This is a genomic window from Micrococcales bacterium (assembly GCA_016703125.1).
Classification (GTDB): Bacteria; Actinomycetota; Actinomycetes; order S36-B12; family UBA10799; genus JADKAV01.
In genome coordinates this window covers 240470-257434 of sequence record JADJCR010000003.1, presented here as the reverse complement: position 1 = coordinate 257434, position 16965 = coordinate 240470, and the positions used below count along the sequence as shown (strand labels likewise).

The window sequence follows — 16965 nt, the reverse complement described above, 5'->3', positions numbered from 1 at the left end:
GTGGGCGCTCACGCGCCGAGCGCGGCCACCCCAGCGCGTCGACGCGTGACCCACGGTGCACCACCGGGCCGCCTGCCTAACTCCAGTCGGTCAGGGCCTCGAGCAGCACGTCGTTGACATCGTCGGGGGTCTCCACCGCGCTCAAGTGCCCAGCGGCTGGGATCTCCCGGCCCACTGCCTGCGGCATCGCCGACAGGAACACCTTCTGGTCGGCCGGCGGGGAGATCGTGTCCTCAGACCCCCACACCACCAGCGCCGGGCCCTCGTACGTGCGCAGCGTGGGCACCGAGTCCGGTCGGCCAGCCATCGCGTGCTGGGCGCTGACCACCGCCTCCACCGGGGCGTTCTCGATCCACGTCCGGACCCGGTCGACCACTTCGGGGCGTTGCGCCCGGGTGGTGGCGCCGAGCAGGTGCGGCAACATCGTCTCGGCCAGGTCACGCGTGTGACCGGCTTCCTGCACCGCCTGCGCCACGGCCAGGCGCTGCGTCCGGCCCTCGTCGGGGTCGGCGGTGGCCTTCGTGTCCATGAAGACGGCACCCGTGACGACCTCCGGTGCCTGCCGGAGGATCTCCATGAGCAGGTACCCGCCCATGGACAGGCCCACGAAGACCGCCGGTCGGCTCACGTGCGACAGTGCCTGCTCGGCCATGGCCGAGATCGTCGGGTCCTGCGGCGCCCGGGAATCCCCGAAGCCGCCCAGATCCGGCGCCGTGACCTTGAAGCCGACCTTCGTGAGGTACTCGACCTGGGCGTCCCAGAGATGCCGGTTGACTGGAAAAGCGTGCAGCAGGACGACCTGGGTCATCCGCGTTCGCCGTCCACGGCGTCGGCGGCGTCCGCGAGGTCACTGGCGTCGGTGCCGGAGTCCTCAGCCAGATCCTGCACGCTGACGGGCGCCGCAGGCTCTTCTCGCTGTTCGAGCACCTGTTCCTTCGCCGCTGCCCGCCCCAGGCGGGTCCTGCGGACCACCACGGCCGCGGCTATCCCCACCCCCACCACCGCCAGGCCCAGCGCGACCTTCGGCAGGTAGCGCCTGCCCTTCTCCAGACCACGGGCGGCCAGTTCCAGCGCGTCATCGGCCTTGCCCAACACGCCGTCGGTGTCCGTCAGCGCGGTGTCGGCGTTCTTCACTACGTGGTCCACGCTGGCCAGAGCCTCCTGGACGGTCTCCAGGCCTGAGCGCAACGTGTCGATTCGGTTACCCATGACTCCACCCTTTCCGATGGCTGTGGTTGCAGGCAAGTCGCCGGCTCACGGCATCACTGTCAAGCCGCCGTCGAGCACGAGTTCCTGGCCGGTCATGAAGGATGAGGCATCCGAGGCCAGGAAGACGGCCCCGGCGGCGATCTCGGCGGTCGTCCCCCACCGCTGCATCGGGACCCTCGCCAGTGCGCCGGCACCCCCGTCGGGCGCATCCCGCAGGAACTGGGTCAGGTCGGTCTCGATCCATCCGGGGAGCAGGGTGTTCACGCGGACCCCTGCCCACGCCCACTCCACCGCCAGGCTGCGGGTCAAGGAGATGATCGCGGCTTTCGCGGCCCCATAGTGACTCATCAGGGGCGCCCCGACGATCCCGGCCACACTCGCCAGGTTGACCACCGAGCCGGACTTCTGCTCCAGCAGGATGGGTGCGGCGGTCTGCAGGACATGCACCGCGGATTCGACGTTCAACCGCTGGGTCTTCTGCCAACCGCTGAACCGCATCCCTACCAGCGGCGCCGAGAAGCTGTTCCCGCCCGCGTTGTTCACCACGATGTCCAAACCGCCCAACTCGTCGACCGCGCCCCGGATCGCCGCACCGATCTGCTCGGCATCGGTGACGTCGGCAGCGCGCACCACGGCCGTGCACCCGAGGTCCCCGATCTGCGCGGCGAGTTGTTCCAGCAGGTCGGTGCTGCGGGCGATGACCGCGACGTCGGCACCCTGGCGCGCGAACTCCAGCGCGATCTCGTGGCCGATCCCCCGGGACGCCCCGGTGACGATGGCTTTCTTGCCCTGCAACTGGCTCATAGGTCGCTCCACTTACTCATCGGGCCGTCCCATTCGGACGGCAAAGGCGTCGCACGACCGGTCGTGGTCGCGGTGATCTGATCGAGGACGATCGAGGCGTACTTCTCCCCGACCCACAGGTGCTTCGCCCCAGCGACTGCGGTGAACCGCGCCTGCGGCACGCGGTCGAACCGTGGTTGTGCCAGCGATGGCGGCAGGAAGTCGTCGAACTCTGGGACGAGGACCGTCAGCGGGCGGCCGTCCTGCGCCCAGCGGTCAAGGTCGTCGTCGGTCGCGTACCGCATCGGCGGGCTGAGCAGGATCGCCCCCCGCACCCGCGGCAGCAGGCCGTGGCGCAGCACGACGTCCGTGCCGAAACTCCACCCGACCAACCAGATGTCGGGCAGGTCGCGAGCAGCCGCGAGATCCACCGCAGCCGCAAGGTCCAGGCCCTCGGCGGTGCCGGCGTCGAACTGCCCCTCGGAGGTTCCCGCCGCACTTGTGGTCCCTCGCGTGTTGAACCGCAGGACCGCCAGACCGGCCAGTGCGGGAAGTCGCCACGCGGCCTTGCGGAACAGGTGCGAATCCATCATGCCGCCGTGTGTGGGCAGCGGATGCACGCACACGATCGTGGCGGCGGGTGGCTCCGCGGGCAGCGCCAACTCGCCCACCAGGTGCAGGCCGTCGCCCGTGACCAGGGTCAGTGGCTCGCGGAGGGCGGGCAGCACCGAGTTCGCAGCAATCCGCTCCACCCTTGCAGCCTAGTCAGCCGTGCAGATCCCGGCGGCGCCATCCCACGACACCCAGCGCAACCAGCGCGGCGGCCACGACGGTCAGGGGCATCAATCCGGACAGCGTGGCATCGACGGCCGGCAGGCGCGGCGAGTGCACGAACGGGGAGGTATCCATGAGCCACTGCGGCAGATCCCACAGCGGTCCGAACTCCCCGATCACCAGGGCGGCGACGAACACGCCCCACACCACCGGCACCAGGCGTGGCAACCACCCGAACACCAGGAGCAGGACACCGGTGATGACCCACGCCGCTGGCACGCGCGCCAGGGAGGCCGCCAGCAGCGCGCCGGCACGGTCGGCCTCGCCCAGGGCGATGGCGTTCCCGATGCCCATCGCCAGGCCACCGACGAGCAGGATGACCGCCACACCCACCAGGGCGACAACGGCGTGGCTGAGCATCCACCGGACCCGGGAGGTGGGCGTGGCCAGCAGGAGCTCGAGGTGGCCTTCGACTTCCTCGGAGTGCAGGCGCGATGCTGCCGCAATGCCATAGGCCGCCACGATGATCCCCGCGAAACTCAACTCCGTGGCCAGGAACGCGTCAGCCAGCGCCTGCGTACCACCGAGTTGCTCGAGGAACTGCCGTGCCTGCGGGGAGTCCAGGAATCCCGTGACGGAGTCGGAGATCGAGCCCAGGAGCAGTCCGAAGGCGGCGAACCCGGCACACCAGCTCGCCAGGGTCCCGCGCTGCAGCCGCCAGGCCAGCCCGAAGACCCCGGAGATGCTGCCTGTGGCCGGTCCGGGACGGTCGGTGATGAGACCGGCTCCCACGTCTCGGCGGTCCCGCAACCAGAACGCGACCGGTGCGCACACCAGGGTCAGCGCCACCGGGAGCAGGAGCACCCACCACCGGTCCCCGGCATAGGCGCGCACCTGCTGCATCCAGCCGATCGGTGAGAGCCACGACAGCCACGTGCCTTCGGAGAGGTCACCGACGGCACGCACGGCGTACGCCAGCGCCACCAGGAGCAGGGCCAGACCGCGCGCCGCACGGGCGCCGGTGGTGACCTGCGCACAGATGCCGGCCACCGCTGCGAATGCGACGCCGGTCATCGCCCATCCGAAGGCCGAAGGCGAACGAACCCGCCACGGCCAGTCCGGCACCGATGAGCGCCAGCGCACTGATCATGCCCAGCAACAGGCTGGCCCCGGTCGCCACCAGCAGGGATGCCGCAAGCGGGGCGAGACGGCCCAGACTGCCCGCCGTCATGAGCTCGAGGCGGCCGGCTTCCTCGTCGGCGCGGGTGTGCCGGATGACGATGAAGACCATGAGGACGCCGGTGAGCGCGGCCCCGAAGGCCGTGAGTTTGAACAGCGAAAGCTGCCCGACTGACGTCGGATCGGCGATCCGGCCGTACAGCGCGACCATCGCGCTGGTGGAGTTGACGGCCTCGGCAGCGGCCACGCGTTCCGCCTCGCCGGGATACAGCCCCGTCGTGGCGGAGGCGGAGAAGCCCGCCATACCCGCGAAGCCGATGATCCATGCCGGCAGCAGGATCCGGTCGCGCCGCAGGGCCAGGCGGACGAGGGGCAGCGTGCCCGCGAACCTGTCAGCCAGCCATCGGACGGCCCGTCCTGGTAGTGCTGCAGGAACACCTCCTCCAAGCTGGCCTGCTGGCTGGTCAGCGTGTGCAGGCCGGCTCCGGCGAGCAGGCTCATCAACGGCCCCATGCCGGCCTCGTCCACCGAGCAGGTCACCTTTCCCTCGGTGGCGATCACCTCATGCACGCCCGGGATCGCGTCCAGCCCGTCGGGGATGCTCGCCACAGTGGCCACCACCTTCGTGCGGGACAGGTGTCGCAACTGCGCCAGCGTGCCGCTTTCCATCGCCTTGCCGTTGCGGATGATCGTCACCCGGTCCGACAGCGCCTCGGCCTCACTGAGGATGTGGCTGCTGAGCAGCACCGTGCCGCCGTTGCCACGGAACTCCCGGACGCATTCCCGGAAGCGGGCGTCCATGAGCGGATCCAGACCGGATGTGGGCTCATCGAGCAGCAGGAGGGGCACGTCCGTGGACAGTGCCGAGACCAGTGCCACCTTCTGCCGATTGCCCTTGGAGTACGCCCGCGACTTCTTCGTCGGGTCGAGTTCGAACATCTCCAGGTAGCGGTCCCGCCGTGCCGGGTTGAAACCGCCGTGCAGCCGACCGAGCATGTCGATGACCTCACCACCGGTCAACTGCGGCCACAGATCCACCTCGCCGGGGACGTACGCCACCTTCGTGTGCAATTCGACCGCGTCCCGCCACGGGTCCCCGCCGAGAAGTGCGATGGTGCCGGCGTCGATGCGCAGCATTCCCAACAGGATGCGCAACGTCGTGGTCTTCCCGGCGCCGTTGGGACCAAGGAACGCGTGCACCTCGCCGGACTGCACCTGCAGATCCAGGCCGTCCAGGGCCACCGTGCTACCGAACCGTTTGACGACGCCCCGGGCGTCGATGACCGGTGCCATACCTCAACGGTACTCCCGGCAACCGACTGATCAGGCGCCACGCAGGCCGGTCTGCTTGGGCGGCCGCGGACTGATGTGCAGCTGCTTGGTGCCATCCTCGCGCCGCTTCACCGGCCCATCCTCGGCGATCACCAGGTTCCGCCCGGCGTGCTTGCTGTCGTACATCAGCCGGTCGGCGCGGTCGAGAGCCTGCTCGACCGTCTCGTCGTCGGCGACCATCACCGCGCCGGCGGAGATCGTCACCCGCAACTGCTCGCCTTCGACCTCGAGCCAGGAGTGTTCGACGAGCATCCGCAAGCGCTCGGCGACGAACCGCAGAGCCTCCGGCGTCACACCGGGCAAGATGGCCAGGAACTCCTCGCCGCCCCAACGGATCGGCACGTCCGTGCCGCGCAGTCCGTGCGCGAGGTTCTGGCCCACCATGCGCAGCACCGCATCCCCGGTCCGGTGACCGTACGTGTCGTTGACGTTCTTGAAGTGGTCGACGTAGATGAAGACAATGCCCAACGCCTTGTCCTGGGCACGCGCGGCCTCGAGCAGGGACTCCAACTGTGACTCCCCGTAGCGCCGATTGCCCAGATCCGTCAACGGGTCGATGAACGCGTCGTCCATGCGCTCTTGGTCGGTGAGTTCGGCGAACCGGGTGGCTCGGCGCCGGCTGAAGACCTCGGCCGAGCCGATGATCTCGCCCTTGTCGTTGAATATGGGGCTGCCCTTGACCACGACGGGTACGCGGTAGCCCTTCTTGTGGTGCAGGTAGACGCGCGCCTCGCGACTCTTGCCGTCCTGCATCACGGCTTGCAGTGGGCACCCGTTGACACACAACTGGGTGCCGCCCTCGCTCACGTGACGCAGAATCCCCTCCGAGCAGGGATGCTGCAGTACCTCGTCGGCGGTGTATCCGGTGATGCGCTCCGCGCCGGCGTTCCAGAAGGTGATCCGGCGGTCGAGGTCGACGAAGTACCCCCCGTCTTCCATCTGCTCGAGGATGGTGCGATAGACCTCTTCGCGCACGCGGCCCTCCTGTCACACGTTCTGAACAGGGTACGCCCCCGATCGCCCCTGAAGCCGGTCGGCGAGGGATTCCTGACGCGGTGCCCCCACCCCCATCCCGGGCCCGCCCCCGGGAGGAACCCACGTAACGCTCCGCTGTTCTCCCACCTCGTGGTCACTGTGAGTCACTGTCACACTAGGGTTTGCCCATGTCGACCGTGCGCATCACCCGGACTGCCCTCAGTCAGTACGTCGCCACGAACGAAGCCGGCACCGAACTGGGTTTCGGCGAGGGCGAGGATCAGTTCTCCTCCGTCGAGCTGCTGCTGGCAGCGCTCGGCGGGTGCACCGGCATTGACGTCGACCACCTCACGTCACGGCGCAGCGAACCCAGCCGGTTCGAGATCACCGTCGAGGCGGACAAGGTGTCGGACCCGACGACTGGGAACCACCTGGAGAACGTCACGGTGACCTTCTCCCTGCGCTTCGATGACGGTCCGGACGGTGACGCGGCCCGCGACGTGCTGCCAGTTGCCGTGCAGCGGTCCCACGACCGGTTGTGCACCGTGGGCCGCAGCCTCGAACTGCCGACGCCGGTGGCCACCCGGATTCAGTGAGACCGCCGCCAGCACGGCGAGTGCCAGTGCCGGCGGTCGTCGGCCCCGTGGTGCCGGTTCCACGCCACGACATGCGGGACGCCGGGGCGGATCTCCTGGTTGCAGCCCGGGCAGATGTACGCCTTGCCGGCCTGACCTCCGGTCACGTTCTGGACGATGTAGTCGCCCTCGTCACGCCGGCTCGCGTAACCCGGCGACAGCGGACGTGCGGCGTCCGGACGACGTCGGTTGCGGCGGGCCATGGCCTCCAGGGTAGAGGGCCACCCGTGATCAGCCGTAGACGCGGAACCCGCGGCGGGTCTTGCGACCCAGGTACCCGGCCTCGACCATCTGCTCGAGCAGGCGAGCCGGGGCCAGTTCGGGCAGCCGGAACTCGCTGTGCAGGACCTGCTCGATGGCCAGCGACACGTCGTTGCCGACGACGTCGAGCAGCGCGAACGGTCCCAGCGGCAAGCCAGCGCCCTTCGTCATCACCGTGTCGATCTCGTCAGTGGTGGCGTAGTGCGACTCCAGCAGCAGGACGGCGTCGTTGAGGTACGGGAACAGCAGGGCGTTGACGATGAACCCGGCCCGGTCGCCGCACTTCACGGGGTGCTTGCCGATCTTGGCGCACAACTCCACCACCGTGGCGGTGACGTCCTCGCCGGTGGTCACCGGGCTGACCTCCTCCACGAGTTCATGATCGGCGCGGGGTTGAAGAAGTGCATGCCCACCACGTCCTGCGGACGGCTGGTGACTGCGGCCATCTCCACCACCGGCAAGGACGATGTGGTGGTCGCCAGGATCGCACCGGGCTTGCAGACGCGGTCGAGGTCGCGGAACAGCTCGAGTTTGACGTCGAGGTCCTCGACGATCGCCTCGACCACCAGGTCGACGTCGGCCAGGGCCTCGCGGGCCGTCGCGCCGGTGATCCGGCCCAGGACCTCATCGCGGGCCTGCTCGGTCATCTTGCCCTTGGCGACCGCCTTGCCCAGGGACTTCTCCACTGCGGCACGCACCCCCGCGACCTTCTCGTCGCTGCGGGCCACGAAGACCACGTCGTAACCGTTCTTCGCGAAGACCTCGACAATGCCGGAGGCCATGGTGCCGGTGCCCACGACACCGACGCTGGCCACTGGTCGCACCTCGGCCGTGGCGGCGTCGCCGCCTGCCTCGCCTGCAGCCCCGGAGTGGTCGTAGAACCCGATGCCTGCCTGCTCCCCGGTGCGTCCCGCTGCGAGCATCTGCTTGAGGATCGGGGCCGGGGCATGCAGGCGGCGTCCGGTGCTGGAGTACAGCGCGTCGAGCACGTCGTAGGCGGTGTCGATGCCGATCTTGTCCAGCAGCGCCAACGGCCCCTACGGGGTAGCCACAGCCGAAGCGCATGGCGGCGTCGATGTCGTCGCGGCTGGCGTACCCGCTCTCGTACATGGTCACGGCGTGGTTGAGGTAGCCGAAGAGCAGACCATCAGCGATGTAGCCGGGCTTGGAACGAACAACCGTGGCCTCCCGGCCCACGTCGGCGAGGAAGGCCTGCAACGCGTCCACGGCGTCGCCGTCGGCGAAGTCCGGCCTCACCAGTTCCACGTGGGTGCGCTGGGGGTCGTGCGGCAGGGACAGCCCCAGCACGCGGTTGGGCCTTCCTGAACTCAAAGCCAGGTCCGTGACGGACAGTGCAGTGGCCGTGGTGACGAGCACAGCATCATCGGCCGCCAGCGCGCCCACCTCAGCGATGACCGCGTGCTTGACGCCCTTCTTCTCGGGCAGGCATTCGATGAGGATCGCCGCACCGGCGGCGTCGGCCAGTGAGGTCCCGACCTCGAGGCCCGAGCGTTCACTGGCGGCCTTGGCGCTGTCAGCATCCTTCTCGATCCCGATGACGGTCCACCCCGCGTCCGCGGCCATGCGAGCCACCTGCGATCCGACCGTGCCCACTCCGACGACTGCCACCGTTTTGTCTGCCATGCCCCAAGTCTGGCAAAGGGCCCATCAGGGACAATAGGTGGGTGTGGCACGCACGCCCGTTGGGCGACCGGGACGTCCCCGAGGTGGTCTCCCTGGTCAACGCCTGCGAACTCGCCGATTCCGGTGAGGTGATGTTCGAGGCTGCTGATCTTGTCGGCGACCTCGTCCATATCGACCGGGAGCGCGACGCCGTGGTCGTCGTACAGGCCGGCCGGATCGTCGGCTGGGGCCTGCTCTGGGACAACCGCAAGCGGTGGGCTGACGTCCACCCCGATGCCCGTGGTCAGGGGATCGGCCAGTGGTTGTTGCGGTGGTCACAGTGGCGTGCGGGGGCGCTGGGTGCCGATCGCATCGGACAGACGATCGACGATGTCCGCACCGACGTCGCCGAGTGGTTCGCCGCCCACGGATACACGCCCCGCTACACGTCATGGATCCTCGCCACGCCGGCGGCCGCGATCGACAGTCCCGCCGCGCCCGCGGCACCCGAGGAATACGACGAGGTGCTGGCCCTGATCGAGACGGCCTTCGCCGAGCATCCGGACCGCTTGCCCGTACCGCCACAGCGCTGGCGCACTTCGACGGTCGACCGCCTGGGGTTCCAGCCCGAGGACCTGGTCGTGATCCGCGACGCCGGGCGGCCCGTGGCAGCGGCGTTCTTCATCGAGTCCGAGGAGATCTGGGTCGACAAACTGGCCGTGGCCGCCACCCACCGGCGCCGCGGGTACGCCCGCGCCCTGATCGCCGCCGCCCGCTCCCGGGCGGTGCGCTCCGGTTACCCCCATGTGCGCCTGTCCACGGATTCCAACACCGGCGCCCTCGACGTCTACACCGGGATGGGCATGACCGTCGAACGCTCCTTCACCCACTGGGCGCTCGACCTCACCGCCGACTGATCCGGCTCAGAACAGCCTCGACTCCTCGTCGTCGTAGCCGCGCAGGGCGTCGTAGTCCACCACGACACACCGGATCCCGCGGTCGAGAGCCAAGGTGCGGGCCTGCGGTTTGATCTCCTGCGCGGCGAACACCCCGGCGACCGGGGCCAGCAGGGGGTCGCGGTTGAGCAGGTCCAGGTAGCGGGTCAGTTGCTCCACACCATCGATGTCCCCACGACGTTTCACCTCGACGGCGACAGCGGCCCCACCGGCATCCCGGCACAGCAGATCCACCGGGCCGATGGCCGTCGGGTACTCGCGGCGCACGAGTGTCCAGCCGTCGCCGAACGCATGGACCTGCTCGGCCAGCAACTCCTGCAGGTGCGCCTCGACCCCGTCCTTGACCAGACCCGGGTCCTGGCCCAGGGTGCCGGACCACTCGTGCTCGATCTCGGCGATCCGGATGATCAACCGCTCCCCCGCCTTGTTGGTCACCTCCCACACCGTGTGCTCGTCGTCGGCGACTTCGGCAAGCGCGCAAGGCGGGCTCATCCAGTTCAGCGGCTTGTACGCGCGGTCGTCGGCGTGCACCGACACGGACCCGTCGGCCTTGATCAGCAGGAGCCTGCGCGCCATCGGCAGATGCGCGGAGAGCCGGCCGACGTAGTCGACCTGGCACTCGGCCACCACCAGTCGCATCAGACCACGACCTTGAACACCGTCATGAGAAGCCCGACCGCTGCCGTACCCAACGACCACATGAAGGCGCGGGTCCCCAACCAGGTGTAGGCGAACAGGGCCACGGTGAGGGCCACCATGGCCGCGGTCACCGCGACCTCCATGGACCCTGCGACGAGGTATGCGAGCGGAGCGACGACGAGGAGCACAACCGCCGGCACGAGCCTGGCCGAACTGCTCACCGCCTCGTGCAGGATGGCGCGGCGGTCGACACCTTTGGTCAGGCGGATCGCCAGTAGGTGCGACCAGAAGTGCGCGACGAACATGGCGACGGCGGACACGGCCACCACGAAGCAGAACTCCCCGATCGTGCTCAGGTAGCCCTTGGCTGTGGTGGCGGCGACCACGGCCAAGAGCGTGAGCGTGCCGGAGACGACGCCGGCGAGGCGGGAGATCACGAGTAGTCGTAGAAGCCCTTGCCCGATTTGCGCCCCAGGTCCCCTGCGGTCACCATGCGGCGCAGCACCTCCGGGGGGCTGAACTTCTCGTCCTGACTGTCGGCGTAGATGTTCGACGTGGCGTTGAAGATGATGTCCACGCCGGTCATGTCGGCTGTCTCCAGGGGACCCATGGCGTGCCCGAAACCGAGTCGGCAGGCGGTGTCCACGTCCTCGGCGCTGGCCACACCGGACTCCACGAGGGCGATCGCCTCCATCGCCAATGCCGTGATCAGACGCGTGGTGACAAAACCTGCGACGTCGCGGTTCACGACCACGACGGTCTTGCCGACCCCCTCGGCGAACTCCCGTGCGCGCGCCATGGCCTCGTCGCTGGTCTTGTACCCGCGCACGAGCTCGCACAGCTTCATCAGCGGGACCGGCGAGAAGAAGTGCGTGCCCACGACCTGCTCCGGTCGGCTGGTCACCGCCGCGATGGACGTGATCGGGATCGCCGAGGTGTTGGTCGCCAGGAGCGTGCCGTCGCTGCAGACGGCATCGAGCCGGCGGAACACCTCGGCCTTGACCTCGAACTTCTCGAAAACCGCCTCCACCACGATGTCGGCCTCACCGACCGCATCGAGATCGGTGACAGTGGTGATCCGTTCGAGCGCGGCCTGCGCCTGCTCGCCGGTGATCCGGCCCTTGTCTGCGAACTTCTCCAGGGACGCGGCGATGGCGTCGCGTCCCCGTGCGACCGACTCCCCGCTCATGTCCTGCAGGATCACGTCGTGACCCGCCACTGCCGAAACCTGTGCAATCCCGCCGCCCATCAGGCCGGCCCCCACCACCGCGATTCTCATGTTCCGAGGCTAACCGCGCTCAGATGCGGCTCCGCCCGGAGGGGCGCACAATGGTCTCGTGCCGGCTTGGTCCACATACTCGTTCCTGTTCGGCCCGCTGGTCGCCTTGGTGATCATGGCCGTGATCGTGTTGCTGCTGCGGTGGGCGTTCTCAGGGGGCGGCTCGCTGGTGGCCCGCGATCCGCAGGCCGGCGGTTCGGACGAATACGGACTCATGGTGCCGGTCGCGGGCGCCGAGGACTACGTCCGTGCCGAGATGCAGCGCCGCCTACTGGTCGACAGCGGTGTCCGGGTCAACCTTGTGCGGACCACCGACGGGCCGCGGCTCATGGTGTGGGAAGCCGACCGGGACCGTGCCCTCGAGGTGCTCAGCCGGGGAGGCGTGTGATCTTCGCTCCGAGCCCCTGCAGGCTCTCGACGAAACCCGCGTAACCCCTGTCGATGTGATGCACCTCGTGGACGGTGGTCACACCGTCTGCCACCAGACCGGCGAGGACCAGGCCGGCCCCGCTCGCACGTCGGTGGCCTCGACCAGCGCCCCTGATAGTCGGGCGCGGCCGCGGACCAGCGCATGGTGGCCGTCGGTGTGGACGTCGGCGCCCAGACGGGTGAGTTCGTGGACGAACCGGAACCGTGCCTCGAACAGGTTCTCGGTCACCATGGCCGCGCCTTCCGAGATGGCGTTGAGCGCGATGAACTGCGGCTGCAGATCGGTGGCGAAACCCGGGTACGGCAACGTGACGACGTCCACGGCTTTCGGCCGCCGGTCCATGCTGACCCGGAACCCCGCCGGCACGAGTTCCACCATGGCACCGGCAGACACGAGTTTGTCCAGCGCGATCTCGAGATGCTTGCTGACGCCCTGGTCGACGGTGATGTCGCCCTGCGTCATGACCGCGGCCACGGCCCAGGTCCCGGCCACGATCCGGTCCGGGACGGTCCGGTGGGTCACCGGTTCCAGTGCGTCCACACCCTCGATCTCCAGCGTGGAGGAGCCGACCCCATCGATGCGGGCCCCCATCTCGACGAGCATCTGGCAGATGTCCACGATCTCCGGTTCGCGCGCGGCGTTGTCGATGACGGTGGCCCCCTTCGCGAGGACGGCAGCCATGAGCAAATTCTCGGTGGCACCCACACTCGGGAAGTCCAGCCAGATCGAGGCACCGTGCAGTTGCCCGGCCCTGGCGATGAGGAACCCGTGCTCGCTGGTGACCTCCGCACCGAGGCGGGTCAGGCCGTTGACGTGCATGTCCAGACCCCGCGAGCCGATGGCATCACCGCCGGGCAGTGCCACGTCGGCCTCCCCCACCCGGGCCACGAGGGGACCCAGCACGCAGATCGAGGCGCGCATCTGGCGCACGAGGTCGTAGTCGGCTTGATGCCCCGGCCGCTCCGGGACGTCGATCACGAGGGTGCCGGCGGCGGGTTCGTGCTGCACCTGGCACCCGAGCCTGCGCAGCAACTCCGCCATGATCGTCACATCGAGGATGGCCGGGACCTCGGTGAGCGTGGTCGTGCCCTCGGCCAGCAACGCCCCGGCCATCAGTTTGAGGATGCTGTTCTTGGCCCCGGGGACCCGGACGGTACCCGAAAGGCGGTTCCCGCCCACCACCTCGAACGTCACCGCCACAGGATACGTCCGGGTCGCCGGCCGCGTGGCCGGTTCCCCGCAGGCGCCCGGCTATTGCGACAGGTGTGCGGGTCGGTCGTCGCGCGGCCCGATCAGATCCGGCCGGCCCGCCGGTGCACCCACGAGGCGGCGATGAACCCCAGGCCGTTGATCGCCCAGTGCAGCGCCATGGGCGGCATCAGGGAGTCGCTGTAGATCCGCAGCGCGCAGAACACCACCCCCGCCACGGCCGTTCCCAGCACCGTGAACACCACCGACTGGATCCGCCCCCAGACCCCCTGGCCGAGCAGGTCGCCCACCGCGGCGTTCGCGTCGTGCATGACCAGGCTCGGCATGATGTGCCAGAAGCCGAACAGCAGGCTCGAGACCAAGACGGCCTGCCACGTCGGGAACCAGTCGGACAGCAGCGCCAGGCCCACGCCGCGGAAGGCCAACTCCTCGAACAACACGGTGCCCAGCGGGACATTGACCAGGGTCTTGTACAGCAGCGTGCGCGGGCCCAGCACGGCGCGGTCGTCGGCCAGGAACCGCCGGGTGAACGTCATCGACCCCCCGATGACGTAGACCGCGGTCACGGCGCCGATGCACCCGGCCGACCAGATGAGCCCGCGGATCCAACTGTCCGGGCCGAGGCCGATGTCGGCCAGCGTCACACCGGCGCGGTACCCGATCCACACGATGAGGGCGCTGCCCACGATGCCCGTGGGCACGTACCAGCGCTGTGCGATGTACGGCGAGTGGTTGAGGATGTTGACGATGATCAGCAGCCCGAGGACTACAAGATCGAGGGTCACCGGACTATGCGATCGGCGCCGTGATCGACCCCGACAGGTCGGAGATCCCCCACTGGCTCAACTGTCGCTGCAACGCCTCGGACGCCCGCTGCAACTGTTCGGCCTGGACCCGGTCGGTGGCCCATTCCAGTTCGCGGGCACGAAGGCCCGTTCCACACGCAACAGGGTCTGTTCCTCGGCTGACAGGTCGAACGCCAGGGCGGTGAAACGCGCCAGATCGGCCCGGTAGTCATGGCCACGAGCCACGAACACCCCCGGCACGACATCCGTGCTGTTCTTGAGGTCCACGCCGACGTTCAGGAACGTGCCGACGGGCCGCCAGCGCATGCCGCGGGGCACGCCGTCCTCGCGCGGTGGCCGCAACCAGCGGGGCACCCGCACCGCCAGTTCCGGCTCGAACTTCACGATCGGGTCCTCATGGTGGCTGACCAGGAAGACGTCGACCCCTTCGCGCTGTTCCTGCGGCAGTGCGAGGTACTCCTCGAAACCTGCCACCTCGACGACCCGGCCCTGCGGGTCGGTCTTCTCCTTGTCCTCCCGCCAGCGCTTCGCCCAGCCGCTGGCGGCGGGGGTGCCGATAAACAGCGCCCGGTCCACCCCGGCCCGCGCGAATCCGTTGATGCCCTCGTGCAGGAAAGCGTCCTGCATGGTGTGCGCACCCAACGACTCCCCGAAGACCACGAACTTCGGGCGCTTGTCCGGCGCAATCGCCCGCAGCCGCCAGGTGAGTGCATGCAGCATCGCCCGGTTCTGCTCCCGGCCCATCGCGACCCGGTCCAGGGAGATGAACGAGGGGCGCAGCGAGTACTGCAGCGCGAACGTCGCACAGTCACCGCCGGTGAGGTACTCCAGCGTCTCCATCATCACGTAGTTCAGGTAGCCGGTCCCCGTGGGCGAACAGAAGCACAGGACCTTGCGCTCGAACGCGCCCATATCCTCGAGTTCGCGCATGAGCACATCGACGCGCTCATCGACCATTTCGGCGGTGGCGATCCCGGCGAAGGCACGGATCGGGTCGATGGCGGGCTTGCCGGTCACCTCGGCGATCTCGTGGGCGGGAAGCGCCATGTTGACGATCCGCCGGCCCTCCCGGCTGAGGGTGTCGAACGGGATCTGGGAGCCGGGGCCGCCGGAGACCGTGAGCATGGTGGGCTGTTTGTTGTAGGCGGCCTCGATGGCCGCGCCACCGGCGTCGGCTTGCCGGTTCACGTATTCGAGCCCCGACACGACGGCGACCCCGACCGCGCCAAGCGTGACTGTGTGCCCCAGCCAGTTGGCGAACGGCGCCATGGAGGGTGCGGCTTTGCGCACGCCGGCAGCGATGCCCTCGGCAGCCAGCGACTCGGCGAAGGCGGCCCCCTGTAGGCCTGCGCTCACCCCCGCCCCGAACAGCAGCGAACGGGTCAACGCCGGGACCTTCTCGTACTTGGCGACCTGGCGCTCTTCGAAGGCCACGGCCTGCTCCGACAGCGGCAAGGGGTCCACGGGCGGCGGCAGCAGGTCGCGCTTGGCGTCACGGCGGGTCCGTGCGGTCAGGGCGACCGCGGTGGCGGTGGCGACAGCCAGTGTCCCCGGACCGACGAACCGGCGGTAGCTGCGCCCGGTGCGCGCTTCCATGACTTCCCCGATGCCGAGGATGCCGGAGGCGATCAGGCCGGTGACCCCGGTCACGGCCCCCACCCAACCCGCGCTGCGCAACGTGGCACGCCGCAACGGCTCACCGTCGCGGGGAGGGAGCATGCGGCGCACGGCGACGCTGGTGGCAGCGACGGTGGCGTGCGCGACCCCGTGGGTCGTGGCCGCCACACCGGGTCGCTGCATGCGCTCGCGGCCCACCAGCGCAGTGGCCACACCCTCCACCGCCGACCCGGTCACGGCCACCAGACCGTAGTTCACGGCGCTGGTCAGACCCGTGAGGATCGCTTGGTCACCGACACTGCGGGGCAGCAGACCTGGCTGGTAGGACATGGCGATCGAAGCCATGGAAGCCATGGTCGCCACCCTGGATGTAAAACCGATCTCGGGCGTCCACCATGTGCGTCATTCTGCCTTAGGGTCGAAAGCATGGTGAACCTGACGCGCATCTACACCCGCACCGGCGACGACGGGTCCACTTCTCTCGGCGATTTCAGTCGCACGTCCAAGACGGATCCGCGTCTGGAGGCCTACGCCGACGTCGACGAGGCCAACAGTGCGATCGGCGTTGTGCTGGCCCTCGGCGAACCCCCCGCTCCGGTCGCGCCGGCTCTGCAGCGGATCCAGAACGAGTTGTTCGACGTGGGGGCGGACCTTTGCACGCCGCTCGGAGGGGAGGGCCCGGCGCTGCGGGTGACCCAGGACTACATCGACCGACTCGAAGTTGAATGCGACCGGTTCAACGAGGACCTGCCGAACCTGCGTTCTTTCATCCTCCCCGGCGGCACCGCTGCCTCGGCGCTGCTGCACGTCGCCCGCACCGTCACCCGTCGCGCTGAGCGGTCCACCTGGCGGGCCCTCGGCGAGTACGACGCCGCGATGAACCCCCTGACCGCCCACTACCTGAACCGCCTCTCGGACCTGCTGTTCATCCTGGCGCGGGTGGCGAACCCCGGCGGGGACGTGCTGTGGGTGCCAGGGGGGGAGCGGTAGGCGGCCCGCCCCTTCGTCGCCCCTGCCGCCCCCTTTGTGGCGAAGGTGTCTCTCGTGAGATGGCGGACAGTTCTACGTCACGACAGCCCGGACAGGGTGATTGTGACGAAGGTGCGAGACACCATCGTCGCATTGTGACGAAGGTGCGCGGTCTCCGGCGGGCACACCGCGCACCATCGTGACAAACCGACCCACCGGGGCCGCACCTTCGCCACAATCGCTCGTCCACAGATTCCGCAGCGGCTCGTTCCCCACCCGTTCGGTGTCC

Annotated in this window: 17 protein-coding genes and 2 pseudogenes; 4 read left to right on the top strand and 15 right to left on the bottom strand. The window is 69.0% G+C overall.

The window, feature by feature from the left end:
* Window positions 1-76 precede the first annotated feature (76 nt).
* The 7 genes from IPG68_05590 to IPG68_05560 all read right to left on the bottom strand — a co-directional run bounded on the left by IPG68_05590 (window position 77) and on the right by IPG68_05560 (window position 6252).
* Window positions 77-808 (bottom strand): alpha/beta fold hydrolase, encoded by a 732-nt coding sequence (locus IPG68_05590; GenBank protein MBK6762769.1) that lies wholly within the window; start codon window positions 806-808, stop codon window positions 77-79.
* Window positions 805-1209 (bottom strand): hypothetical protein, encoded by a 405-nt coding sequence (locus IPG68_05585; protein MBK6762768.1) that lies wholly within the window; start codon window positions 1207-1209, stop codon window positions 805-807. The genes IPG68_05590 and IPG68_05585 overlap by 4 nt, the downstream gene beginning before the upstream one ends.
* Window positions 1210-1254: 45 nt before the next feature.
* The gene (locus tag IPG68_05580; protein MBK6762767.1) at window positions 1255-2013 is read right to left on the bottom strand and encodes an SDR family oxidoreductase; all 759 of its coding nucleotides are present in this window, start codon (window positions 2011-2013) and stop codon (window positions 1255-1257) included.
* Window positions 2010-2744 carry an alpha/beta fold hydrolase gene (locus IPG68_05575; GenBank protein ID MBK6762766.1) on the bottom strand — a complete coding sequence of 245 codons (735 nt, stop codon included), beginning with the start codon at window positions 2742-2744 and terminating at the stop codon, window positions 2010-2012. The genes IPG68_05580 and IPG68_05575 overlap by 4 nt, the downstream gene beginning before the upstream one ends.
* Window positions 2745-2757: 13 nt before the next feature.
* The gene (locus tag IPG68_05570; protein MBK6762765.1) at window positions 2758-3840 is read right to left on the bottom strand and encodes a hypothetical protein; all 1083 of its coding nucleotides are present in this window, start codon (window positions 3838-3840) and stop codon (window positions 2758-2760) included.
* Between the two features lie 153 nt (window positions 3841-3993).
* A complete protein-coding gene (locus IPG68_05565) occupies window positions 3994-5238 on the bottom strand; it encodes an ATP-binding cassette domain-containing protein (GenBank protein MBK6762764.1) in 1245 nt (414 codons plus the stop codon).
* A 30-nt stretch (window positions 5239-5268) separates the two neighbouring features.
* Window positions 5269-6252, bottom strand: a complete 984-nt coding sequence (locus IPG68_05560; protein MBK6762763.1) for a sensor domain-containing diguanylate cyclase — start codon at window positions 6250-6252, stop codon at window positions 5269-5271.
* 188 nt (window positions 6253-6440) lie between these two features.
* Here IPG68_05560 and IPG68_05555 point away from each other — a divergent pair, with 188 nt between their 5' ends.
* Window positions 6441-6848, top strand: a complete 408-nt coding sequence (locus IPG68_05555; protein ID MBK6762762.1) for an OsmC family protein — start codon at window positions 6441-6443, stop codon at window positions 6846-6848.
* Here the strand turns inward: IPG68_05555 and IPG68_05550 are convergent.
* Window positions 6842-7090: a hypothetical protein gene (locus tag IPG68_05550; GenBank protein MBK6762761.1), complete on the bottom strand. Its 249-nt coding sequence runs from the start codon at window positions 7088-7090 to the stop codon at window positions 6842-6844. The two genes, IPG68_05555 and IPG68_05550, sit on opposite strands and share 7 nt — an antisense overlap.
* Window positions 7091-7118: 28 nt before the next feature.
* A pseudogene (locus IPG68_05545) lies at window positions 7119-8792 on the bottom strand (3-hydroxyacyl-CoA dehydrogenase family protein).
* 41 nt (window positions 8793-8833) lie between these two features.
* Between IPG68_05545 and IPG68_05540 the strand changes: the two are divergent.
* Complete coding sequence (locus IPG68_05540; protein MBK6762760.1) at window positions 8834-9688, top strand: GNAT family N-acetyltransferase; 855 nt, start codon at window positions 8834-8836, stop codon at window positions 9686-9688.
* Window positions 9689-9694: 6 nt separating this feature from the next.
* On the opposite strand, the gene nucS is transcribed toward IPG68_05540, so the two are convergent.
* Genes nucS through IPG68_05525 form a run of 3 tightly spaced genes read right to left on the bottom strand, consistent with a single transcriptional unit; the run spans window position 9695 to window position 11645 of the window.
* A complete protein-coding gene (gene nucS, locus IPG68_05535; protein ID MBK6762759.1) occupies window positions 9695-10366 on the bottom strand; it encodes an endonuclease NucS in 672 nt (223 codons plus the stop codon).
* Complete coding sequence (locus IPG68_05530; protein MBK6762758.1) at window positions 10366-10803, bottom strand: hypothetical protein; 438 nt, start codon at window positions 10801-10803, stop codon at window positions 10366-10368. Before IPG68_05530 ends, nucS begins: the two co-directional genes overlap by 1 nt.
* Complete coding sequence (locus IPG68_05525; protein ID MBK6762757.1) at window positions 10800-11645, bottom strand: 3-hydroxyacyl-CoA dehydrogenase family protein; 846 nt, start codon at window positions 11643-11645, stop codon at window positions 10800-10802. Before IPG68_05525 ends, IPG68_05530 begins: the two co-directional genes overlap by 4 nt.
* Before the next feature lie 58 nt (window positions 11646-11703).
* On the opposite strand from IPG68_05525, the gene IPG68_05520 reads away from it, so the two are divergent.
* Entirely contained in the window at window positions 11704-12033 is a 330-nt protein-coding gene (locus IPG68_05520; GenBank protein ID MBK6762756.1) for a hypothetical protein, read from the top strand.
* Here IPG68_05520 and murA read toward each other — a convergent pair.
* From murA to IPG68_05505, 3 genes and pseudogenes are all read right to left on the bottom strand, one after another.
* Window positions 12014-13275 (bottom strand): annotated as a pseudogene (gene murA, locus IPG68_05515) (UDP-N-acetylglucosamine 1-carboxyvinyltransferase). The gene IPG68_05520 and the pseudogene murA sit on opposite strands and share 20 nt — an antisense overlap.
* Before the next feature lie 92 nt (window positions 13276-13367).
* A complete protein-coding gene (locus tag IPG68_05510; GenBank protein ID MBK6762755.1) occupies window positions 13368-14069 on the bottom strand; it encodes a CPBP family intramembrane metalloprotease in 702 nt (233 codons plus the stop codon).
* Between the two features lie 57 nt (window positions 14070-14126).
* Window positions 14127-16061, bottom strand: a complete 1935-nt coding sequence (locus tag IPG68_05505) for an alpha/beta-hydrolase family protein (protein ID MBK6762754.1) — start codon at window positions 16059-16061, stop codon at window positions 14127-14129.
* Between the two features lie 72 nt (window positions 16062-16133).
* Between IPG68_05505 and IPG68_05500 the strand changes: the two genes are divergently transcribed.
* Window positions 16134-16697, top strand: coding sequence for a cob(I)yrinic acid a,c-diamide adenosyltransferase (locus IPG68_05500; GenBank protein ID MBK6762753.1), 564 nt, complete (start codon window positions 16134-16136; stop codon window positions 16695-16697).
* Window positions 16698-16965: the final 268 nt, after the last annotated feature.